At 65.0% G+C, this 23,556-nt stretch carries 15 protein-coding genes; 2 read left to right on the plus strand and 13 right to left on the minus strand.

The genetic code is table 11. From position 1 onward, the window contains the following. Nucleotides 1-76: 76 nt before the first annotated feature. Nucleotides 77-1,294 (plus strand): dicarboxylate/amino acid:cation symporter, encoded by a 1,218-nt coding sequence (locus tag ABOZ73_RS08770; protein WP_369062366.1) that lies wholly within the window; start codon nucleotides 77-79, stop codon nucleotides 1,292-1,294. Between the two features lie 300 nt (nucleotides 1,295-1,594). Next, nucleotides 1,595-6,640: a cadherin domain-containing protein gene (locus tag ABOZ73_RS08775; protein WP_369062367.1), complete on the plus strand. Its 5,046-nt coding sequence runs from the start codon at nucleotides 1,595-1,597 to the stop codon at nucleotides 6,638-6,640. Nucleotides 6,641-6,864: 224 nt separating this feature from the next. Here ABOZ73_RS08775 and ABOZ73_RS08780 read toward each other — a convergent pair whose 3' ends face one another. The 13 genes from ABOZ73_RS08780 to ABOZ73_RS08840 all read right to left on the minus strand — a co-directional run bounded on the left by ABOZ73_RS08780 (nucleotide 6,865) and on the right by ABOZ73_RS08840 (nucleotide 23,546). Next, complete coding sequence (locus ABOZ73_RS08780; protein WP_369062368.1) at nucleotides 6,865-7,776, minus strand: ATP-binding cassette domain-containing protein; 912 nt, start codon at nucleotides 7,774-7,776, stop codon at nucleotides 6,865-6,867. Between the two features lie 124 nt (nucleotides 7,777-7,900). Then, a complete protein-coding gene (locus ABOZ73_RS08785; RefSeq protein WP_369062369.1) occupies nucleotides 7,901-9,481 on the minus strand; it encodes a response regulator in 1,581 nt (526 codons plus the stop codon). Next, a complete protein-coding gene (locus ABOZ73_RS08790) occupies nucleotides 9,367-11,460 on the minus strand; it encodes a PAS domain S-box protein (protein WP_369062370.1) in 2,094 nt (697 codons plus the stop codon). Before ABOZ73_RS08790 ends, ABOZ73_RS08785 begins: the two co-directional genes overlap by 115 nt. Nucleotides 11,461-11,611: 151 nt before the next feature. Further along, nucleotides 11,612-12,370 (minus strand): DUF2243 domain-containing protein, encoded by a 759-nt coding sequence (locus ABOZ73_RS08795; protein ID WP_369062371.1) that lies wholly within the window; start codon nucleotides 12,368-12,370, stop codon nucleotides 11,612-11,614. A gap of 122 nt (nucleotides 12,371-12,492) precedes the next feature. Further along, nucleotides 12,493-13,491 carry an aspartyl protease family protein gene (locus ABOZ73_RS08800; protein ID WP_369062372.1) on the minus strand — a complete coding sequence of 333 codons (999 nt, stop codon included), beginning with the start codon at nucleotides 13,489-13,491 and terminating at the stop codon, nucleotides 12,493-12,495. Nucleotides 13,492-13,621: 130 nt separating this feature from the next. After that, complete coding sequence (locus tag ABOZ73_RS08805) at nucleotides 13,622-15,316, minus strand: hypothetical protein (protein ID WP_369062373.1); 1,695 nt, start codon at nucleotides 15,314-15,316, stop codon at nucleotides 13,622-13,624. A gap of 327 nt (nucleotides 15,317-15,643) precedes the next feature. Further along, nucleotides 15,644-17,230, minus strand: a complete 1,587-nt coding sequence (locus ABOZ73_RS08810; RefSeq protein ID WP_369062374.1) for a TolC family protein — start codon at nucleotides 17,228-17,230, stop codon at nucleotides 15,644-15,646. Between the two features lie 82 nt (nucleotides 17,231-17,312). Next, the gene (locus tag ABOZ73_RS08815; RefSeq protein WP_369062375.1) at nucleotides 17,313-18,347 is read right to left on the minus strand and encodes a glycosyltransferase family 4 protein; all 1,035 of its coding nucleotides are present in this window, start codon (nucleotides 18,345-18,347) and stop codon (nucleotides 17,313-17,315) included. Next, complete coding sequence (locus ABOZ73_RS08820; protein ID WP_369062376.1) at nucleotides 18,344-19,378, minus strand: glycosyltransferase family 4 protein; 1,035 nt, start codon at nucleotides 19,376-19,378, stop codon at nucleotides 18,344-18,346. The genes ABOZ73_RS08815 and ABOZ73_RS08820 overlap by 4 nt, the downstream gene beginning before the upstream one ends. 4 nt (nucleotides 19,379-19,382) lie before the next feature. Then, entirely contained in the window at nucleotides 19,383-20,501 is a 1,119-nt protein-coding gene (locus ABOZ73_RS08825; RefSeq protein WP_369062377.1) for a DegT/DnrJ/EryC1/StrS family aminotransferase, read from the minus strand. An 8-nt stretch (nucleotides 20,502-20,509) separates the two neighbouring features. Next, nucleotides 20,510-21,142, minus strand: coding sequence for an acetyltransferase (locus tag ABOZ73_RS08830; protein WP_369062378.1), 633 nt, complete (start codon nucleotides 21,140-21,142; stop codon nucleotides 20,510-20,512). A gap of 2 nt (nucleotides 21,143-21,144) precedes the next feature. After that, a complete protein-coding gene (gmd, locus tag ABOZ73_RS08835) occupies nucleotides 21,145-22,119 on the minus strand; it encodes a GDP-mannose 4,6-dehydratase (protein WP_369062379.1) in 975 nt (324 codons plus the stop codon). Between the two features lie 95 nt (nucleotides 22,120-22,214). Then, nucleotides 22,215-23,546: an HlyD family type I secretion periplasmic adaptor subunit gene (locus ABOZ73_RS08840; RefSeq protein ID WP_369062380.1), complete on the minus strand. Its 1,332-nt coding sequence runs from the start codon at nucleotides 23,544-23,546 to the stop codon at nucleotides 22,215-22,217. Between the last annotated feature and the right edge of the window lie 10 nt (nucleotides 23,547-23,556).

A 23,556-nucleotide genomic window follows, 5' to 3' on the forward strand; every position in this document is an offset into this window, starting at 1 on the left:
AGCATCGCCGAGCAACAGCGGCGAGCCGCTCCGACAGGAACCACGAGGCCGACGCGGTTTCGCCGCCTTCAACACCATGTCCACCCGCCTGCTGGCTGGCCTGATCGCCGGGATCCTCACCGGCGCCGCGCTTGCGCGCCTGGACACACCCGTCGCGGCGACCGTCCTGGCCGTCGGCGCGAGCGTCGGCCAGATCTGGCTGGACGCCCTGACCATGACGGTCGTGCCCCTGGTCTTCGGGCTGCTGGTGACCGGCATCGCGTCCGCCGGCGCGAGCGGCGCACAAGGCGCCATCGCGGCTCGCGCGGCGGTCTGGTTCGCTGTGCTGCTGGTCGGCGCCTGCGCGCTCTCGGCGCTGACGGCCTGGCTCTTCATGACCGCATGGCCGCTTGGACCAGGGGCCAGCGGCCTGATCGGCCAGGTGACCGCGCCCATGCCCGCGCCGTCAGCCGGCGACGCGCCCTGGTATCGGGGGCTCATCCCAGCAAACCCCGTGAAGGCCGCGGCCGAAATGGCCATGGCTCCACTGGTGATCTTCGGGCTGATTTTTGGGCTGGCCGCCGATCGTATCGAGGCCTCGCTGCGCGACCTGCTCGTGCGCTTCTTCCAGGCCGTGGTCGCAAGCATGCTCGTCATTGTCCGCTGGGTGCTGCTCATCGGGCCGTTGGGGGTCTTCGGCCTGGCGCTGTCGGTAGGAGCGAGTTTCGGCGCCGGGGTGGCTGGCGCGCTTGTCAGCTATGTGGCCACCGTATGCATGGCCTGCCTGGCGGTGAGCCTGGCAGCCTATGTGGTGCTGCCGCTGGCGACCCGCACCTCGCCCATGCGCCTTGTGCGCGCCGCCCTGCCGGTTCAGGCCCTGGCGCTGGGCACCCAGTCGTCGCTCGCCTGTCTGCCTGCCATGGTCAACGCCGTTCCTCAGCTGGGCGCGGGACCAGGAGCCGGTGTCGTCCTACCCTTGGCGGTCTCGATCTTCAGGATGTCGAGCGCGGCGGCCAATATCGCCGTGGCGGTCTGGCTCGCCCATCTGCATGGGGTCGCGATCGCCCCGGGGATGGTCGCTATCGGCGTGTTGATCGCCGCGCCCGTCAGCTTGGCGGCTGTCGGCTTGCCGGCGCAGGTCAACTTCTTCGCCACCATCGCGCCTGTGTGCCTGGCGATGGGCGTTCCGATCCAGGTTCTGCCAATCCTCCTGGCGGTAGAGACGCTCCCGGACATCATGCGCACCCTGGGCAATGTCACCTGGCACATGGCCGTGACGCGTCTGGCGGGCGGCGAGGCGCGACAGACGCCGTAGCGACGCCGCCGTCTCGCCGAACGCGGATCCCTCAATTTGGGTAACAGCGCCTCTGCCGCGCTAAGCAAAACGACGCCATCATACATAGCCGGCCGCAGAACAACGTTCGCCCAGATAGAAAACAACGTGTCCCATTCGCACAGTAGAGTTAAGCTCAACGGTTAAGGTATGCAGTCGTCGCATTAGCCATGGACGTACACTCTTGGCGGCGATAAGCGATAGATAGGCGATGATCTACGCTCGTGCGGATCATTACTCTAATGGTTAACGCTAGGACCGCCCCTTCGGCGAAGGTTCGATATGGCCCTTAATAACATCCAGCCTTCCTTAGTTCTGGCCCAATATATCCAGACGCAAGGTGCCTACCCCTCGCGCGATGAAGGAGAGCTTGGCTATAACGGCTATACGCTGGGCTTTGTTCGAACCGCGAGCTTCGCCTTCGCCGGCGGCGAGGACGCTATGCTGGCGTCAGGCCAGACCCTACCGGTCAGCCCAAACGTCGCGCTCTATAGCATACTTGGCATAAACTTTGGCGGTAACGGCCAGACGAGTTTCCGCCTTCCCGATCTGGCCGGTCGAGTGTCGGTGGACGACGGCGGGGCGGCCGGAGCCGTTGGAACGATCAGCGGCGTCGACCAGCTGACCGTCACCAGGAACGTCCTTCCAGCCTACGCTGGCGGACAGGGACAAAGCCTGTCCAATAACCAACCGCAACTGACCCTCAAATGGCTTGTCCGCGTGGGGGATGACGACGGCATGGCCGGCGAGCTGGCGCAGTTCGCAGGAAGCTTCAACCCTCAAGGGTTTTTGCCCGCCGACGGAAGGGCCCTAAACAAGACCGACTATCCAGCGCTCTATCAGAAGTTGGGCGACACCTACGGCGCCTCGGCGACCACCTTTAATCTGCCCGACATGACGGGCCGGACCGCCATTGGCGTCAACAGCGCTGCGGGCCTTGAGCTTGGCGAAACCGTCGGCTCGGACACGATCACCATCACCCAGGCCAACATGCCCGAGGGGCGCGATGGACAGGGCGCGCCGATCAACAATCTAAGCCCGAGCCTCGCCGTCAACTATTACATCGCCGCCTACGGCATGTACCCAAGCCGCGACAGCGGCCTCTATGCTGAAGACGTCACGGTCGGCGAGATCCGCGCTTTTGCCGGAGACGGTCCCAGCGCAGGCTGGATTCCTCTCGATGGACGCATTTTGTCCATCGGCGACTATCAGGCGCTCTACTCGCTGGTCATCAACACCTTTGGCGGCGACGGCGTGACCAACTTCGCCGTCCCCGACCTGCGGGGCAAAGCGATCATCGGAGTCGGCCAATCCTTGGGCGCGACCTACAATCTTGGGCAAACCGTGGGCCAGTCCACGATCACGCTCCAAGAAGGCGATCTTGGGCTTTATCGCCCGGTGAACAACGTCCCGCAAAGCGTGGCGCTCGACGCTGATCGCAAGGTTGAGTTCACCGGCGCCAACGCGATCAGCATCACCGATCAGGACTATTTCACCCGGCCGACGACCGTGACCTTGAGCGTGTCTGCCGGTGTGTTGACGGCCACCGACGGTCCGGCGAGCAGCAGCCTCACCAAGACCCTGACGCTGCCTCAGCTGAACACGTGGCTACAGAGCGTCGTCTATGAGCCGCCTTCAGGACAGTTCACGGGCGCCACGCTGACAATCCGGACGAGCGATGGCTCGGCCACGGATGTGGACACAATCGCGATCGCGCCGCCGCCGAACGCCTCGCCTGTGATCGCTGATGGCCAGACGTTCAGCGCTGCGGAGAACCAGACCCTCATAGGAACCTTGGCCGCTACCGACGCTGAAGGCGAGACCATCACATACGCCCTTGTCACAGGGGCTGGCGCCCACGCGCACAATCAGTTGGTGGTCATCGACCCTGCGACCGGCGCGCTGTCCTTCAAAGCCGCGCCCGACTTCGAAGCAGGCCCCAAGACCTTGCTCGTCAATGTCATCGCCACCGACGCGAATGGAAACGTCAGCGCGCCCAAGACCGTCACAATCAGCGTGACCGACGTCAATGAGGCGCCGTCGATCACGGCTTTGGGGGGAGGCGCGTCAGCCTCCACGAGCGTTGCAGAGAACTCAACGACGGTCGCCACGCTGACGGCCTCGGACCCGGACGCAGGCGACACGCTCTCCTGGTCCATCTCTGGCGGAGCCGACGCCGCCAAGTTCATCATCGACGCGGCGACAGGCGAACTTCGCTTCAAGGACGCGCCAGATTTCGAACAGCCGGCCAGCGCCGCGGGGACGAACGTCTACGCGGTCACCATTAGCGTTTCCGACGGCGCCCTTGTTGGCCAGCAGGCCATCACGGTCACAGTGACCGACGTCAACGACAACGCACCTCAGATCACCAGTCCGGACCAAGTGACGGTGAGCGAAAACATCGCCCCAACCACGGTTGTGGCGCAGGTGTCCGCCACGGACATCGACACCGTCGGGGGGGCGATCAGCTATTCCCTCGGCGGCGCTGACGCGGGGCGGTTCACCATCGATGCCGCCGGTGCTTTGCGTTTCCGCTCATCGCCCGATTTCGAAGCCGCCGCAGATGCGGACGGCGACAACGACTTCGAGCTTACGATCATCGCCAGCGATGGCGTCAATTCATCGTCGCGCGGTCTGACCGTCACGGTCGAGGACGCTAACGACGCGCCCACGAACGTCGCCTTGGTCAATGTCGCAAGCCTCAGCGAGGACGCTGACACCAGCGCGCGCATCAAGGTCGCCGACATCGTTGTGGCGGACGATGCTCTGGGAACAAACGGCCTTAGCCTCGCCGGAACCGATGCCGCCCTCTTCGAGATTTGGGGCGGCGCGCTTTACCTCAAGGCGGGCGCCGCCTTGGATTTTGAGGCCAAGCCAAGTCTGAACGTCCGCGTGGTCGCAAGCGATGCGGCCGTGGTCGGCTCGAGCCCGGTGCAAGCCACCCTGAATCTTCCCATCGCCGACGCCAACGAGGCGCCGAGGATCACGTCACACCAAGGCGGCGGCGCGGGCTCAGTCAACGTGACGGAAAACGCCACCGCGGTGGCCGGCATGACCGCTGTCGACCCTGACGCCGGGGCCAGCCTGATCTGGAGCATCGATGGCGGCGCCGACGCGGCGAAGTTCTCGATCAACCCTGCGACGGGTGAACTTGTCTTCGTTACTGCGCCTGACTTCGAGCAGCCGGGCAGCGCTGCAGGGACCAACAGCTATGCTGTGAAGATCAAGGTCTCCGATGGGACTTTCGCCGACATTCAGGACCTCACCGTCAGCGTCACCGACGTCAATGACAACGCGCCGGTTATCACCTCGAGCAACAGCTCCACGGTGGCCGAAAAGATCGCGACTGGGGCCATCGCGCACCAGGTGACGGCGACGGACCTCGATACGGCCGGCGGCCCGATCACCTTCTCAATTGGCGGCGCTGACGCCGGGCGCTTCACCATCGACGGCGCCGGCGCGGTACGCTTTCGGGCCTCTCCAGACTTCGAGGCGCCAAGCGATGCGGACGGCGACAACACTTACGTTCTGACCGTCACCGCAAGCGATGGTCAAAACACCACCGCCAGCGGGCTTACGATCACAGTCGAAGACGCCAATGATGCTCCCAGCGGCGTAAGCTTGAGCAACCTCGCCACGATCGCCGAGGACGCCGACATCTCAAGCCGGATCAAGGTGGCCGACATCGTCGTCGCCGATGACGCGCTTGGGGCCAATACGCTCAGCGTCAGCGGAACGGATGCGGCGAAGTTCGAGATCGACGGCGGCGTTCTTTATCTCAAGGCCGGCGTCGAGCTCGATTTCGAGACCCAGCCGCACCTCGACGTTCGCGTGATGGCGCAGGACCTGGGCCTGCAAGGCTCCGCTGCAGTGGGCCACGACCTGCGACTGATGATCGAAGACGTCAACGAGGCCCCGAAGATCACCTCCAACGGAGGGGCGGCCTTGGGCGCGGCAAGTGTGGGCGAGGGGAGCACGCTTGTGACCACCGTGCGCGCACTCGATCCGGACGCGGCCAGCACCATCCGCTATGCGATTGTCGGGGGAGCGGACGCGGCGCTGTTCGCCATTGACGACACCACTGGAGAATTGAGGTTCCGCACCGCTCCGGACTTCGAGGCGCCAGCGAGCGGCCAGACGACGAACATCTACAGCGTCGAAGTCGAAGCGGCCGATGGCCCCTCGGCCGCCGGCGGTCTCGCGAGCCGCCAGACGCTGAGCGTCACGGTCACGGACCGCAACGACGTCGCCCCAGTGATCACCTCGTCTCCGCAGGCCGCCGTTATCGAAGGTGTTTCCGCCCAGGCTGTCGTCTACACCGCCACTGCGACCGATCGCGACACCACCGGCGAGACCATCAGCTTCACCCTCCGCGGCGCTGACGCGGCGTATTTCTCCATAAGCCCCTCGGGCCAAGTGCGCTTCTTGGAGACGCCGAGCTTCGCGGCGCCCAAGGATGCGGGCGGGGACAACGCCTACGATCTGATCGTGACAGCCACCGACGGCGTCAACTCCAGCGACAAGGCTATCGTCGTGCGGGTCCAGCCGCAACCCGAGCCGGATCCCGAGCCTCAACCCCCTGCGCCCCAGCCGGGCTCGGGCCCAGGTTTCGTTCAAGCCGTCAGCGGCGTTGTCGGCGTCGACCTTTCCGGAGACAAGGCTCAGTCTTCGACCCTCACCCTGGCCGACGGACGTGTCGTGCCGAACCCCGTCTATGAGGCGGCTCAGGCGCTGAGCGCTATCCAGGCGCAGTTGACGGCCGGGCTGATCACGCCGCAGGAGGCGATCGAGCGCATTGTCGAGCTGTCCGCACCGACCTTCGGCGTGGCCAGCGACGCCTATCGTTTCTTCACTGGCTCGCCCCCAACCGACGAAGGTCTCGTCTGGCTGATCGATTCACCGGACAATCCCAACGACCTGACCGATCCCTATTACGCCGCCTTCAGCGTCGAGAACCGCTACATCAATTTCGCGGTCAATCTGGGCAAGAACGGCGAGGGCCGCGCCGCCTTTGAAAGCGCCTACGGCGCGATGAGCTTCTCTGATGCGATCGCCAAGGCTTACGAGGCCATCATCGGCGTCAACGAGGCTCAAGCCGCTGGCGTCGATGTGGCCGCCGCCCAACGCTACATCGCGTCGCAAGAGGGATACTTCAGCGCCTTGGGCGGCGGCGGCCTGGGGGCCAAGGCGGCCATGGTCGGATACATCCTGTCCCTGGGCTCAACCTTCCATGTGGGTCGCTACTACGAAGCGATGGAAGATCAGGTCGGTGACCAGATCGGCCTTGCCGGTGTAGGCGGCGCGCCAGTGGAGGCCTGGGCGGCCTGATCCATCCTCGCGGCGGACGCAAATGTCTCATGCCGGCCCCGACATTGGGCGCCGGCTGCCGTTCCTCCAGCTGCGGATCGCCACCAACGCAAAATTTGGCGCGCCGTCGAGGATCCGATATTTCGAGACCGCGAGCTTAGCGCCTTCGATCCCGCAGCTAAGCACTCCCACCCACGCACCGGCTGCTACGCACGCTCACCTTAGCCTGAGTGATGTCGACGCCCTCACGCCGCCTGCTCGAGCCTCGGGGGCTCAAGGCCGCTTTCGCGCGCGAGCGCGGCGAAACGGCCGTCAAGCGCCATGAGCGAGGCGAAATCACCACGCTCGACGATCCTGCCTTTGTCGAGCACGAGGATTTGGTCGGCGTCGATGATGGTCGACAGCCGGTGAGCAATGACGAAGGTCGTACGGCCGCGCGCGGCGTGGTCCAGCGCAAGCTTGACCTTGCGCTCAGTGACTGTGTCCAGGGCGCTGGTCGCCTCGTCCAGGATGAGGATGGGCGCGTCCTTCAAGATGGCGCGCGCGATGGCGAGCCTTTGACGCTCGCCGCCCGACAGCAGCTGGCCGCGCTCGCCGATGACGAACTGCAGGCCGCCAAGCTTGTCCTTGACGAAATCGCTGGCTTCGGCCGCTTCAAGCGCCGCGAGCATCTGGGCCTCGGTCGCCTCGGGGCGCGCGATGCGCAGGTTGTCGGCGATAGACCGGTTGAACAGGCCAGCGTCCTGGAACACCACCGCCACAGAGCGGCGAAGCGAGTCCAAGGTCAGCTTTCGGATGTCGCGTCCGTCGGTGCAGATCCGCCCAAGGTCGGGATCGCGCAGGCGCTGGAGGAGGACCATCAAGCTGGTCTTGCCCGCGCCTGAGCCGCCCACCAGCGCGATCACCTCGCCCGGCCGCGCCGCAAGGTCGATGTCGAAAACGCCAAGGTCGGTGCGGTCCGCGATCCAGTGGGTCACACCTTCGAAGACCACCTCTCCGCGGGCCGCCGTCAGGGGCGTCGCGTCCGGCTCGTCGTTCGAGGCCGGCTTCTCGTCGAGCAACCCAAAGAACGCCTCCAGCGCCGGGTAGATCTTCGAACACTCTTCGCGCCTAGCGCCCTGCGGCAGCAGCCCATAGGGGCGCGCCGAACCGCTCACGGGCGCGATGTGATCAAGGCCGGATCGACACACTGCCTTGGCCCGCCAGCCTGACACTCCGCGGCCGCCCGGCTGGACGTGCAGTTCACCGTCGGCTCAAGAGCTCTCTGGTGCTGTATACTGGTTACTCGCGATCTTCGGCGGCCAGTCGGTCTTCCCATTCCAACAGGATGGCGATGGCGGCCTTTGTTTGGTCCCGCAGCTTATCCAGCGCCGCTTGGGCGCTGACGCCGTTGTCGATCGCCGTCTCCAGCGCCCTTGCCGCCGCTCCCAGTTCGCCCAGGCCGATACTTCCTGCGGACCCTGCGGTTTTATGCGCTTCTGACTTCAGGACTTCCAGCTCATCGGTCTTGAAGCGTTCCTCAAGTCCGGCTCGAGCCATTCGCACCATTTTAAGGGTCGCAACCGGACCCATCGCCGCCTCGAAGTTCGTGCGCGCCGCGCGATCGCGCTCCCCGTCGCTTTGGCGAGATCCGCCCTCGGCGGACGTGCCTGAGTGCCCCGCCTCCTTTTGCCCCTGACCCAGGAACGCCCTGCGCAACGAGCGGTCGAGCTCCTCAGGCGACACAGGCTTGAGCAGGTGGCCGTCCATCCCCGCCTCCAAGCAGCGCTCCACCTGCTCGGGGCCCCCGCTGGCGGTAAGCGCCACGATGGGAAGATCTGTCTTGCCGCTCGCCCTTATCGCCTCGGTCGCGGCCAAGCCGTCCATGACCGGCATGTGGATGTCCATCAGCACAAGGTCGAAGTCTGCGCTGGCGACCCGGTCGACGGCCTGTTGTCCATCCTCGACAAGCTCCACCTCGCACTCGCGCTGGAGCAGAAGCGCATGAATGAGTTCGCGATTGAGCTCCACATCGTCCACCACCAGAACCTTGCGTCCTGGATAGACGGACCGGCCTCGCCACGCCTTGTCTTGGGAGGCGGGGGCCTGCCCGCGCGGCAACGTCGCCTCGAGCCAAAAAGTGGATCCCTCGCCGACGGTGCTTTGCGCGCCGACGCTGCCGCCCATCAGCTCCATCAGCTCGCGTGAAATGGCCAAGCCAAGTCCGGTCCCGCCAAAGGTCCGCGTCACCGACTGGTCCGCCTGCGAGAACCGCTTGAAGAGATTGGCGAGCTTTTCGGGGGCGATGCCGACCCCTTGGTCGACGATGCTCACGCGGACCGTCGTGGCCTCGCCACCTTGCGGGCTCGCCTCCACGCGCGCCACCACCTCACCGTCGGCGGTGAACTTCACGGCGTTGGAGAGATAGTTGAGGACCACCTGGCGAAGGCGATACTTGTCCCCCAGCACGGCCCCAGGATCATCGCCTTCGAGCCGCAGCCGCACCCGTCGCTCCTGGGCCTGAGGCTCGACCATCGACATGGCCTCGGAGATCATGTCGTTGAAGTTGAAAGTGAGCGCCTCGAGTTGGACGGCGCCGGCCTCCAGCTTGGAGAAGTCGAGCACGTCGTTGATCAGCCCATTGAGCGCCTCGCCGGCCCCGCGGATGAGCCCAACCTTGCGCCGGTCTTCCGGCGTCAGATCACGGCTGTCGGCCAAGAGCCGCGAAAACCCGATCACCCCGTTCAGGGGCGTGCGAAGCTCGTGGCTCATATTGGCCAAGAACTCCGACTTGGCTTGATTGGCGGCCTCGGCGGCGTCGCGGGCGGCGGAGAGCTGCGCGGTGAGGCTGGACAGGCTTTCTGTCTGACGCTCCAGCGCCATCTGCGCCAAGACACGCGCGGTCTGGTCCTGCACTTGTGAGAGGAAGTAGCGCGGCGCCCATCTTCCGCCCGTACGACTGAGACCGAAAGGCTTACCCACACCACCTGGCCGTCCTTGCGGATGTAGCGCTTGTCGACAACGAAGCTGTCGGCTTCGCCCGAGCGCAACTGGTCCAGGCGTTCCAGGTCCCCGCCCAGATCTTCTGGATGGGTGATTGACTGGAAGTCGAGCCCGAGCGCCTCCGGCTCCGAATAGCCGGTGATGTCGCAAAAGGCCTTGTTGACCCGCTCATAGCGACCTTCGAGATCCACCTGCGCCATGCCCACGGCGGCGTGATTGAAGGCGTTTTCGAAGGCCTCGGTCTGGGCCTTGCGGTCAGTGATGTCGCGCAGGAGGGCCGTATAGCGCCAGCCCTCCGGCGTCTCGGCAGCGCTGACGGCGACCTCGATGGGAAACTCCTCACCATCTTTGCGCAATGCGATCAGCTCCAGACGCTGATCAGCAACTTCACCCTGGCGTGTCTCGAGGAAAGAACGGAGACCTTGGGTGCGGGCCTGCGCGTAGCGCTCGGGCACGATGAAATCGACCAAGGGTCGGCCCACCGTTTCCTGAGCCGCCCAGCCGAACACCCGCTCCGCCATGCGGTTCCAATCGAGAACCCGCCCTTCGTGATCAACCGTGATGATCGCCTCATAGGCGTTATCGATGACCTCGCGGGCGCGAAGCTCGCTGGCGCGTAGACGCGCCTCGAGGGCCCGTCTTTCGGCGATGTCTCGGATCACCGTGACGACCTCGCTGGGCGCTCCGGAGGCGTCGCGCACCAGACGCATGCGCGACTTTACCCAGACTGGATGGCCATCGCGGTGGCGGGCGCGGTGCTGCACCGTGATCACCTCTTCGCCGGCTGAAAGCCGCGCGAACGCGTCCTGCACCAAGGCCAGGTCGGCGGGGAAGACGAAATCAAGCGCCGTTCGACCCGCCATGTCCTCGGGGCGATAGCCTAGAAGCGCCTCCACCGCCGGCGAGATGTAATTGCTCGCGCCATCAAACCGCACACGCGTGACCACATCGGCCATGTTGTCGGTCAGCAGCTGATAGCGCTCGCGCGCGCGCCGCAGGCCCCGGAGGACCTGGTGGCGGTCGGTGACATCCTGGATGACGCCGGTCAAACCGAGGGTCTTGCCGTCAGGACCAAGCTCTCGCGTCGCTCGCACGACCGCCACGCGTTGCTCGCCATCGCGCACATAGCTGATCTCATGTTCGAACGCCGCGCCGTTCTGCAACGCTTCACGCGCCAGTCCTTCGAGCGCCTCGCGCTGGCTAAGCTGCAAGGCCGCCACCACTTCAGCTGCGCTGCGGCCCCGGACGGCCTCCCCCAAAAGCGCGACGGCCCCCTCGCTCCAGGTCATCGCTTGAGTGTCGGCGTCAAAGCGCCATCGTCCTGCGGCCGCGAGGGATTCGGCCATCTGGGAAAGCCGACGCTCCTCATCGAGCTTCGCCTGCGCAACCCGCCGTTCGAGCTCAGCCATGGCGAGACGCGCAAGGTCCCGCAGGCCTTGGATTTGGTCGTCAGACGGGCGTGACCTGGGCTTGGTGTCGATTACGCACACCGTCCCCAGATTGACGCCTTGGGCGTCGCTGATCAGCGCCCCGGCGTAGAAGCGCATGCTCGATGGGCCGTGGACCAGAGGGTTGTCTGCGAACCGGGCGTCAAGGGCGGTGTCCTCGATCAGCAGGACCTCGCCCGGCGGTAAATCCAGGGCGTGACGGCAGAAGGCCAGGTCGCGGGCCGCCTGCGGCGCGTCGAGCCCGATCTTGGCTTTGAACCATTGCCGCTCAGCATCGGCCAAGGAGACCATGGCGTATGGCGCGTTGAAGAGGCGGCTGGCCAGACGCGCGATGGCGTCGAAGCCAGGCTCCGGCTCGGTGTCCAGTATTCCGTAGGCCTTGAGCGCAGCTACGCGCGCCTTTTCGGTCATGCCCTTCCTCCGGGGCGCCGGGGATACGCATCGTCCACCCCGCCCCCACGCCCGCACCTTATGGTTGTGAACTCACAGCACTTGCCCGGAGTTGCGCGGGCTCGAACAAAGCTTCCGTCAAATGACAGCGAGGCGCCAAGCTGCCGCGGGTCTAGGCGATCTTTGTCCACCCTAAGCAGCCGGACGGGCCGGCCGATGACACCATGAGCGCGCCTTGGGCATAGAGCGCCCAGGCGCGGTGCGGCTCAGCAAGCTCGATCACCATGGCTCCGTGAGCAACATCAATGAGCCGGCCGTTGACGACGGCTACGGCGTCCATCATCGCCACTTGGCTCACGCCTGGTGCAAAGATCACCATGACACGGTTGCTCGCGGGCGGCGGCGCCGAGCTCCACACAGCCCCACCGACGGCGAGCAGAGCCAAACATGCCGCGATACCGTGGCCGCGCCTGCCGCCCCTCCCGCGAAGGGCAAGCAAACCCCATAGCGTCGGAGCTAATCCAAGGCCGACGAACCAGATCAGATCCCATGCCAGCCAGTCAGGCGTGTCCAGGCGGACATGGTGTAAATTGAGAATCCAGTGGAAGAGACCGACGTCGGCCAGATTCCAACCGCCAAAGCCAATAAGCGCACCCGCAAAAAGCCACCGAGCGGCGCCGGGTGCGCTGACATGCCTGCGAGCGGACCAAAGCCAGGCGAGCCCAGCGATCGCCACGGCGTACATCAAGGCGTGAAAAAGCCCGTCTGCCAGCACCTGAAAGCCAATGTCCTTGGGCGCCCCCTCGGCAAGGCTAAGCAGGTGATGCCACTGCAAGATCTGATGCAGCAAAATGCCGTCAAAGAAGCCGCTCAGCGCCACGCCGATGACGATCGCCGGGCCGAATACGCCGTCACCGGAAGTTCGCTGCATTGTGGTCCCCCGTGCGATGTGTCCCCCAACCTTGGATGAGAGGCCCAAGTTCCGACCGCGTCGGAGCATTTTTGGAGATCACTGCAGAGACTGTCAGCCTCGCTCTGGCTCGGACGAGCCCTTTACTGCGTTATAACCGTTGGGGCGACGAGTACATCAAGCGTCCTGCTCGCTCCACTATCGGAGGCGGATCGAACGATGCTTCCTGCGCCCAAGTCAAAGGTCAGAAGGTCGGATCGGAAGCACTCCAAACCAACGATGGCGTCCGGCGCGCCGGGCACGCGCTGGTCAGGCAGAACATTGACCTCCACATCTTCGAAGGTGCGCCCCGCCACCGTAAGGCTGCTGACGGGCACAGACTTCGTCCTCACGGTCCCGCCTAAAACAATGCTTTGATCAACCCGCCCGGGTCGCCCCGCAAGGCCGTACTCACTAGCCTTGGCGTGCGAGAGGGTCAGGTGACCAGAAGCGCCGCTGTCGACCAGAGCGCGCAAGGCGCGTCCCTCCAGATCCACCTCGGCCGTCAGAGGAGAGCCGCCAAAGCGGGCGCGCAAGCCCTTGGGTCTTTGCGACGAGATCGACAGGGCCAGGCGCCGATTTGGTAAGTCCAGGGTCACGACCATGGCGCTGAGCGCGTCGCGTCCCAGCACCACGTCGGCGGCGAAGGCACCGGCCTGCGCCAGGGGGCCCAGGTCGAGTTTGGTGGCGTTGAGGCCTACGAGGCTGAGGCTCCCGAGCGTCAAGTCAAAAGGCGTGCGACCGCCGAAGCTGACCCCGCCGCCAAGTCCCACCGCCGCCATGGGCAGGCCCGCCTGAGCCTCCAGACCGAGCCGATCGGCGACCGCCGCATGGATCACCGAACGCTCTGCGCCGGTATCGATCAGTACCGTGACCCGTTCGCGGCCGATCCAGCCTTCGGTGATGAGGATCGCCGCCTGCGGGGCGACGATCCGAAGCCAGCCTGACGTCTGAGCCGTTCCCTCGGGCGCCAGCTGCGGGGCGACCCATAGCTGCTCGCGAAGCGTCCAGGCGGCGCCGAACCCGGCCCCTATCAATCCCAGCTGAGCCAACAAGCCGCGCCGCGTGAACAAGAAATGCGCCTCCCACGGTCCGCCCTGCACCCGTTCGTATCTAACAACGCGAAGATGGTGAAGTTGCGTTGCTCGCCGTCATCCTACGCCGCTACGCCGGGAACAAAAAAGGCGGCGGACGCAGTGTCCGCCGCCTCTCTTGGCGCTTCGGAGTCCGCCCTTAGAGGTTGAACTCCGGCTTGCCGTAGGCGCCGACCAGATCGACATGGAAGGCCGCGCCATCGGCCATGTCCACGAAGTAGGCGTTGCTCGACTTGGCGTACATGCCGGCATCGCCCTTCATCGCCTCAGCCAGCAACCAGCCGACCATGGCCGCCTTGGTCCCTTGGCCGTTGGGGCCGTCGCCGCCGTAGGAGGCGAAGTAGGCCGCGCGTCCGTCGGCGAGCAGGCTGGTCACCTTGGCGTCGTCGGCGCTGGCGCCGAAGATCTTGTCGTAGGCGGTCTTGGTGGCCTGGGCCAAGGTCTTGGCCCCGTACTCGGCCTGGAAGGCGGCCTTGCCTTCGCCGTCACGGCCCAGGTTCACCGCGAAGTTGATGTAGCGGTTCTCGGCGTTGAACGCCTGGTAGTAGGCGCTGTTGAGGTTGTTGGGGTTCGGCCCGATCGGCGACAGCAGATAGTCCATGCCGCCCTCGCCCGGCGTCTTGCCGGTGAAGAAGGCGTAGTTGGTCGTCGCCACGGCGGCCGAGGCGTCCGCCTTCTGGACGATCTCGTTCAGCGCGGACGCCTCGGTCTTGGCGCCGCTGGCGACCTGACCCGACAGGGTCTTGATCCAAGCGCGGTCCGTATCGCTGGTCGGCGCATAGCGCAGGATATTGTCGAAGGCGTTGGTCAGGCGCACCTCGGTGTTGGCGCCCTTGACCACCAGGGCGTTCCAGTCGGCCAGGCTGAGTCCGGTGACGTTCTCGACGGTGATCGTGCCGCCGGCCCAGGTCAGGACCGTGCCGTTGGCGGCCGCGGCGGCGGCGGTGAACTGGCCGCCGTCCAGGTCGAAGCGATCGCCTTGCGCCGACGAGAAATCGCGAACCTTGTCGGTCCCTTGGACGGTTCCCGAGAAGGCGAAACGGTCAGCGCCCGCGCCGCCCCACAGTTCATCGTCACCGGCGCCGCCGATCAGGATGTCATTGCCGCCGTTGCCATAGAGGAAGTCGTTTCCGGCGCCGCCATCGAGCTGGTCGTCGCCGTCGGTGGTCATGATCCCTTCCTGGTCGCCCGACAGGGTGTCGGAGCCTTCGCCGCCAATCAGGCGGTCATGGCCGCCGTCGCCGCGCAGGTGATCATTGCCGCTCTCGCCGCGCAGGCTGTCGTGATCGGCCTGGCCGTACATGTAGTCGGCGCCGTCGCCGCCATAGAGGGCGTCATGTCCCGCGCCGCCATGGACCTTGTCGTCCAGCGAAGCGCCCTTGACCCGATCGCTGTAGGCGCCGGTCCAGATTTCGCCAACCTCGACCCCGACGATGCTGCCTCCGCCGGTGACCGCCTGCTTGCCGGTCTGTGCGGCGCTCAGGTCGAAGATGACCGAAGTCGTCGCCTTGGTCAGGTTCACATAGGCGAAGTCGCCCTGGTTGGCCGGATTGGAGCCGCCATCGAAATGATCACCCCAGCCGCCATAGAGACGATCGAAACCCGTGCCGCCGAACAGTTGGTCGGACGAAGTGTCGGAATCGTCGCCGCCGCCGGCATAGAGGTAGTCATCTCCGTCGCCGCCATTGATGATGTCGGCGCCCGCATCACCCCAGATCTGGTCGACGCCGCCCAGCCCGTTGAGGACGTCATCACCCGCGCCGCCAGCGATCTGATCGCTGTCGTTGGTGCCGTTGTAGGTGTCGTTGCCGTTCGTGCCGTCGTATCGGGCCATGTCTATCCCTGCTTCTCTCGAAAAGGAATCTCGGACCAAGCTGTCCCTAGAGCTCGCGCTCGATATAGGTTAGCGGTTACCCAGATTCTGGAGGCGGGGCTTTAGCGGCGCTGCGTTAGCCGCGTTGATTATAGGTTGCGAGGATCGCGACCCGACAAGCACGATTTGCCTGCGCCCTTCGCTTCATCATCACCAAGTACTTGATTATTAATTGTATTTCGAGATATCGAGGATCTTAGCATCGGATGGAAAATGCGCGCTGGCGCATTAATTCGACTTAAGATTCCCGCAAGCTCTAGCGCGGAAGCCGTTCGGTCTACACAGCGCCTAGTTGCGCGGGGCGGTGGACGTCGGTCGTTCGATAACCTCGGAACCGCCGAGCTCGAGGATAGAGGGCAGCGGCGCCACCTTCGAGGCTTCGACCGGGTCAGCGGGAAGCTCGGCGTTTTGGGGGCGGATCGGTGTGGTGTCGCCCGCCACAGGCGTGGACAAATCCGGCTGGCGCACCGCATCCAGCAGGTGGGTGACGATCTCGGTCGGCAGAGCCCCCTTCCACTTAACCCTATCGAAGTTGCGGGTCGGATCGTAGGCTACCGTGGTCGCCGACAAGGTCTCGGGACGCAACATGCCGGTGGCGGCGAGAAGCTGAACGCGGCCGGTGTATTCGTTGGCACGGGTGCGCAGGAAGTTGAGCTGAGCCTGCAGCAACTCCTGCTGGGCGTTCAGGATTTCGATCGTGCTGCGCAGCGCGAAACGCTCTTCCTCGCGAACGCCATAAAGCGCCACGGCGGCGGCCCGCATCTCCTCTTCGATCGTGACTAGGCTGTCGCGGAAGAGGGTTAGCTGATCCCAGCTCTGAGAAACCCCGAACACCGTGTTGCGGCGAGCGTCATCCATGAGCTGCTGATCGCGATTATTCTCCGCAACGGTCTGACGGATCACGGAAGAAATCTGGCCGCTGGAGAACAGCGGCTGGGTCAGGGTTACAGAGGCTGTGTAGTTGTCCACACGACCCAGGCGGTCGTCATACTGCGCCACAGGGCCACGCGCCCAATCGATGCGGCCGGTCACCTGCGGCATACGACCAGCCTTGGCCTCGGCCATGCGTGATCGGGAAGCAGCCTCGGTATAGGCCGATTGCAGCAGCAGGGGGCTGTTGAGTTCCGCCAGGTCGAAGGCTTCGTCAAGCGTATCAGGCAGACCCTGAAGGTCGGGCTCCGCCTCCAGGGTGCCCGGAGCCTGGCCAACGATCGCCGCGTACTGGGCGCGGGAGATGGACAGTTGCGCCTTGGCGTTGACCACTTGTGTGCGCGCCGCCGCATAGCGGTGGGTGGACTGCTCCACGTCAGTCAGGGTGACCTGCCGGACCGAGTATTTGTCCTTGCTGTCCTGAAGCATCTTGGCGAGAGCCTGGGCGGACTCCTCGCTCACGCGCAGGATCGCCTCGTCACGACGCACGCCCACATAGGCGGCGACCACCCGCGTCAACAGATCGTACTCGGCGCGGCGCAGGCTCTCGCGGCCCGCCTTGATCTGCGCCTCGGCGGCGTTAAGGCGCGCAGTGAGGCGGCCGCCCGTATAGAGCGGCTGCGCTAGGACTAACTGACGGGCGCTGGTGTAGTCCTTGTCCTTTTGCTCCCCCGCGGGCGCGAGGATGGAGCCAGGCACGTCGCGCTCGTTGTAATTGTAGGTGCTGCTGACCTGACCGCTCGCCTGCAGGCCAAAACCCGCGCGGGCCTGAACGTAGCTCTCATCCAGCGCCTTGACCGCAGCGCGTTGAGCCAGAATTTGAGGATTGGTCCGATAGGCCAGGTCGATGGCCTCTGCCAGGGTGTCGGCCAGGGCGTGACCGGGAGCAATCGCTCCCAGCAGGAGCGCCAGCGCCGAGGCGCCAAGGGCTAGCTTCTTCACCATCACCGTCTTCGTCTCTCTACACAGACCCCCGGTATTCCAGACCGTGGGATCAACCAGATCATCGTGACCTATTCAAGGACGCTCACGCCAGCAATCGGCGGATCGTCTCGTCCCAGGTCACACCTTTTTCGTCCCATAGGGACTTGGCCGCCGCACCCAGGCTTCGGGCCCGGGCGGGATCGGCCAGCCGCACCATTCCATCGGCCAGGGCTTGCGCCGTCGGCGCCACGACCGCGCCGGTGTCGCTGTTAACGATTTCCAGCAGGCCCCCGCTGTCCTCGACCGTCAGCATGGCCTTGGCGCAGGCGAAGGCCTCCATGGTCACATAGCCCACCGAGTCCTCGTCGAACGGCAGATAGGCGCAGGCCAGAGCCCCCGCCGCCCAGCGGGCGATGTCCTCGCGCGGGTGGAAACCGAACTTCAGCGCCACGCGGTCACCCAGATCGAGCCGCTCGACCAGCGCCTCCAGCTCGGCGGCGTATTCGGCGCTTTCCGGCGGGCCGGCGATGATCAGGCGAGGACCGCTTTGGGTGAGGGCCATGGCCTCGATCAGCAGGTGCTGGCGCTTGCCGGGCGCCACGCGGCCGCCGGCGAAGATGTAGTCGCCGTACACGCCGGGCTGGAACAGCTCCTCGTCGTTCAGCGGCGGATAGAGCACCTCGCTGGCGAAGCCGTTGAACTTCTTCAGCCGGCCTTGGGTGGTTGGCGAGTTGACGAAGATTCTGCGGCAGGCGGCGAAGCACTGGTCGTCGGCGTGCTGAATAGCGCCTCGGATGGCCCGGCCATCCGGATCGTCGCCCAAGTGGCTCTGGCCGGCGATATCCAGGTCATAGGCCTGGCGGAACTGGTGCAGCAGCCACAGGACCTTGTTCTCGTGCGGGATTAGGTAGGCCGGGAATTTCAGACCGATGACGCGGTCGACGTTGAACAGCTGGAACGCCTGGTTCAGCACGATCTCGTCGATCAGTCGCTCGCGCGGCGCCCAGGCAAAGGGCACGCGCAGCAGCTCGGCCTGCACGCCGCTCGCAGCGTTCAGCTTGCGCACCAGATGGTCCGCCAGCTCCTCCGCCCCGCCCCGGATGAAGGGGGCGGCGTTGTTGACCACCAGAACCTTCATTCGGTGAGACGCTCCACCACGGTGTTCCAGTCGATCTTCAGGTCCGACAGGCGCTTCAGCGAGGCGTCGCCCATCTTGCCGGCGAGTTTTCGGTCCAGCCACAGACGGTCCATCGCTTGCGCCAAGGCGACGGGATCAGGCTCGGAGACAAAACCGTTGCGGCCGTTCTCCACAAGCTCCAGCACACCGCCGCTGTCGGTCGTGGTCAGAACAGCCTTCCTGGCATGCGCACCCTCCAGCGAAGGATAGCCGTAACTGTCCTCGTCCTTGGGCAAATAGGCCACGGCCAGGGCCGGGGCGATGACCTCGGCCTTTTCTTCTTCGGTGATCCAGCGGTCGTCGAAGACCACCTTGTCGGCCACGCCCAGGCCCCCGATCATCTGGCCGATCTCGGCGCCATAGGTCGGGTTGGAGGCCGTGCCGCACAGACGCAGCTTCACGCCGCTCTTCACATGCTGCATCGCCTCGATCAGCAACGACTGGCGCTTGTGCGGCTCCACGCGGCAGACCACGACGATCTCGTCGCCATAGCCGTCGTGACGGAAGCGTTCCGGCTGGTAGATCGGCGGATAGAGCGGATCGGCCTTGATGCCGTTGAAGTTCATCAGTCGGTCGGCCACCACTTGGCTGTTTGTGTAGACGGCCTTGGCTTCCTTGATGGTGCGAGTGTCCAAGTCCATCAGCGCCTTGCGCACCGCGGTCGACTTGGCGTCGACCGGCACGCCGTACGGGGTGTCCCACAGATCGTAGTAAGCGCGGATGTGGTGGATGAACCACAGCACCTTGTTGGGATGGTCGATCACGTGCGCCGGCGGCCGAAAGCAGATCACCCGATCACAGGTGTCAGTCAGGTCGAGCAACCGCCAGGCGGCCGTCTGGTGCAGCAGCTCGTCCGGATGGTCGATGAAAGGCAGATAGAAGCGCTCCACCTGGTGCCCATGGGCGCGCAGCTTCTCCTCCAGCCATTCGACGATGAACCGGGCCCCGCCGTTGATGAACGGCACGAAGGAGGAGACGAGAGAGATCTTCACGCGACTAGGCCAGAACCTTGTCGAGGGCGTCGACCACACGTTCGATGTCGGCTTCGCTCAGAAGGCCGTGGGTTGGAAGGTTGACGCCGCGCCCGGCGCACAGCTCAGCCTTCGGGAACGGGCGCGTGCCAAGATGCTGGTAGGGCGGCAGCACGTGCATGGGATGGAAGACCGGACGCGTCTCAATCCCCAGGGCATCCATGTCGAGCATGACCTGGTCGCGGGACTTGGTGACGCCCGCACCCAGCTGGATCGTGTACATCCAATAGACGTGTTCGGCGTAGTCCTCGACGACCGGGAGGATGACCCTGTCGCCCAGTCGCGCCATGGCCCGATCGTAGAGCGCCGCCACGCGACGGCGTCCTTCCAAGTGGTGATCGACGCGCTCCAACTGGGCCAGGCCGATAGCGGCCTGGATGTTGGTCATACGATAGTTGAAGCCGATGATCGGGAACCAGTAGCGACGGGCGGGATCCATCCCCTGGCCACGAAGTAGACGCAGCTTTGCGGCCAGCTCGTCGTCATTGGTGGTGATCATCCCGCCTTCACCGGTCGTGATGATCTTGTTGCCGAAGAAACTGAACACGCCGACGTCGCCCAGCGAGCCGGTCATGCGGCCCTTGTACTTGGCGCCGACCGCCTCGGCGGCGTCTTCGATAACGAACAGGCCATGCTTCTTGGCGATGGCGTTGATGGGGTCCATGTCGGCCGGATGACCATAGAGGTGGACCGGCATGATGCCCCGGGTCTTGGGCGTGATCAGCGCTTCGATATCAGCGGGATCGATGTTGAAGGCGCGGGTCTCGTTCTCGGCCAGGATGGGGGTCGCGCCGCAATAGCTGACCGCGTTGGCCGAGGCGATGTAGGTCAGGCTGGGGACGATGACCTCGTCTCCCGGCTGCAGATCAAGCCCCACCAGGGCAAGGTGCAGGGCTGTGGTGCCGTTGTTGCACGCTATGGCGTGCTTGACCCCACAATACTCTGCGAAGCTATTTTCGAATTCGCTGATGAAGCGTCCGACAGACGAGATCCAGGTGGTGTCCAGGCACTCGTTGACATACTCGCGCTCGTGCCCGTCCAAGACGGGGGCGGCGACGGAAATGCGGGGAAGGTTTTCAGCCATTCGTCTTCTCACACCCGGCCGGTAACGCGGGCCGGAACGCCCATGGCGAGCGCGCCCGCCGGAATATCGTGGACCACGCAGGCGCCGGCGCCGATCACCGCGTCGTCGCCAATCTCGCGCCCCGGGATGACGCTGGTCCCGACGCCGAGGAAGGCGCGCTGACCGACCGTAACATCGCCCGCCAGGGCGCACCCCGGTGCGATGTGCGCAGCCTCGCAGATCAGCCCGTCATGATCGACCACGGCGCCGGTGTTGATGATCGCCAGATCGCGCAAGTCGGTCTCGGCGTTGATCACCGCGCCGGCCATGATCGCGATTCCCGCGCCCAGGCGAGCCGACGGCGAGACCCGCGCGGCGGGGCTGATGGCGTTTACCAGTTCAAAACCCGCCTTCTGCGCCTTGCGGCCCATACGCAGGCGCAAGCCGTTGTCGCCGATGGCGACGAAGGCGGCGGTTACACCGTCTGCCTTCAGGCTCTCGAGCTTGGAATCGTCGCCGATCACCTGCGCCCCGACGACCGTGCGCGGCGTCGGATCGGCGTCAAGCACGCCGAACACCTCATGACCACTGGCGCGCAGCAGTTCGATCACGACCTTGGCGTGACCTCCCGCGCCCAGAACGATCACGGGCCCGCTCGACATGGTCAGCCGCCGTGCCGCTTCAGATCGGCCTCGACCATCTCGGTCATCATCTGTTCGAGGGTGGTGGTCGGCTCCCAACCAAAGACGCGCTTGGCCTTGGCCGGATCGCCCAGCAGGATGTCGACCTCGGCCGGACGGAAGAACTTCTCGCTGACCACGACGTGGTCCTCATAGTTCAGGCCCGCCGCCTTGAAGGCGATGTCGCACATCTCGCGCACGGTCACCGTGCGACCGGTGGCGATGACGTAGTCGTCCGGCTCATCCTGCTGCAGGATGCGCCACATGGCGTCCACATAATCGCGGGCGTGGCCCCAGTCGCGCTTGGCGTCCAGGTTGCCTAGTTCGACCTTGGTCGCCTTGCCCAATTTGATCTGGGCGACGGCGTCGGTGACCTTGCGGGTGACGAACTCCAGGCCGCGCAGCGGGCTCTCGTGATTGAACAGGATGCCGCACGAGGCGTGCAGGCCGTAGCTCTCGCGATAGTTCACGGTCAGCCAGTGGCCGTACATCTTGGCCACAGCATAGGGGCTGCGCGGATAGAACGGTGTGGTCTCGCTTTGAATCGGCTCCTGCACCCGGCCGTACATTTCCGATGATGAGGCCTGGTAGAAGCGAGCCTTAGGCGCCTCGTAACGCAGGACCTCCAAGATATTGGTGACGCCCAAGGCTGTGACCGAACCGGTCAGGTGCGGCTGGTCCCAGGAGGCGCCGACGAAGCTTTGGGCGGCGAGATTGTAGATCTCGTCCGGCTGCACATCACGCACCACGCGCGTCAGGGAGCCCAGATCCAGCAGGTCACCAAGGACCAGGTTGACCCGGTCGGCCACGCCAATCCAGCGAAGACGCTCCAGCATGGCCTCGGGCGAGGCCGAACGGCGCACCATGCCGTAAACCTCATAGCCCTTGTTCAGGAGCAGCTCGGCCAGATAGGCCCCGTCCTGACCGGTCACGCCGGTGATCAACGCTTTCTTCGACATGCGCGCTCGCGCCCTTCTCGTTATCTCAGGTGCGCGGCGAATTTTAAGCGGCCCCGCCCGCGGCTTCGGCGGGGCCTCACGGATGAGCTGGCGCCCTACTCCTCGCGCATGGTTTTGCGCAGGGTGTTGGACAGCGGCTCGAACAGGTACTGCAGCACCGTGCGCTCGCCGGTCGGCACGATCACCTCGGCGGGCATGCCGGCGGTGATCCGCTCGGCGACATCCTTGGGCAGGTTGCTGTCATCGACGCGCACAATCGCCAGGAAGTAAGCGGTCTTGCTGGCCTCGTCGTAGATGCGGTCCTTAGAGATCGATTGGATCGTTCCCTCGAGCACTGGGATCTTGCGCGAGTGGAACGAACTCAGGCGGACCTCGGCGCGCAGGCCATTGTGGATATTGTCAACGTCGGTCGGCGCGAACTGGGCGTGGATCAGAAGGTCCTCGTCCTCGGGCGCCACATCGACCATCGGCTCACCGGGACGGATCACGGCGCCGTTGGTGAACACACGCAGATTCTGGACGACGCCGTTGGCCGGCGAGACCACATTGATGCGCTTCACCTGATCGGCGGCCACGACCTCGCGCTCGCGGATGTCGGCGATCTTGACGCGGACTTCCGCGATTTCTTGGCTGACTTGCTCATAGAACTGCTGTTGCAGCTGGCGGATCTTGAGCCCGACTTCGCCGACACCTTGCTGCGCCTTCGATCGGTCGGCTTGCAGTCGACCGATCGAGCCGCTCAAAGACGCGCGTTCGCGCTCGAGCGCCAGGAGACGCGGACGGGGTACTAGGCCCTTCTCGTAGATCGTGCGCAGGCCGGTCAGTTCATCGTCCACGAAGCCCATCTGCTCACGCAGGCTCGCGCTTTGACGATCGATGCCGTCGATCTCGCTCTGGAACTGAGCCTTCTGAGCGTTCAGCACATCGACCTGACCGCGGATCGTGGCCCGGCGTTCGAAGAACTGCTTCTGCTCATCGGCGACAGCGCGCGCCACGGCGGGATCGCCAGCCGCGTTGCTCAACTCAGCCGGCCAGCTGATCGAAGGCTGATTGTCGCGCTCGGCGGAAAGACGAGCTTCCTGAGCGCGCAACGCCAGAAGCTGATTTCGGGCGATCTCGAAGCTGGCGTTGGCCTGGGTAGGGTCGAGCTCGAACAGCAACTGCCCCTTCTTGACCTCCTGACCTTCACGCACGTGAATGGCGCGCACGATGCCCCCTTCTAGGTGCTGCACCGTTTTGCGGCTGGTCTCGTTGGACAGCGAGCCATGCGCGATCACGGCGGCGTCGAGAGGCGCGAACGCCGCCCAGAGCCCCAGGACGCCAAAGGTGAAGATGATGATCCCGTAGCCGAAACGGCTGACACCCTTGGACTTGTCCTTGGGGTCGAAGATTTCCGACAGCTTGGGCATTTTCAGAAGCGGGTTCATGTCTTGTCGC

It is taken from the genome of Caulobacter sp. 73W (assembly GCF_041021955.1).
In the GTDB taxonomy this organism is placed as follows: Bacteria; Pseudomonadota; Alphaproteobacteria; order Caulobacterales; family Caulobacteraceae; genus Caulobacter.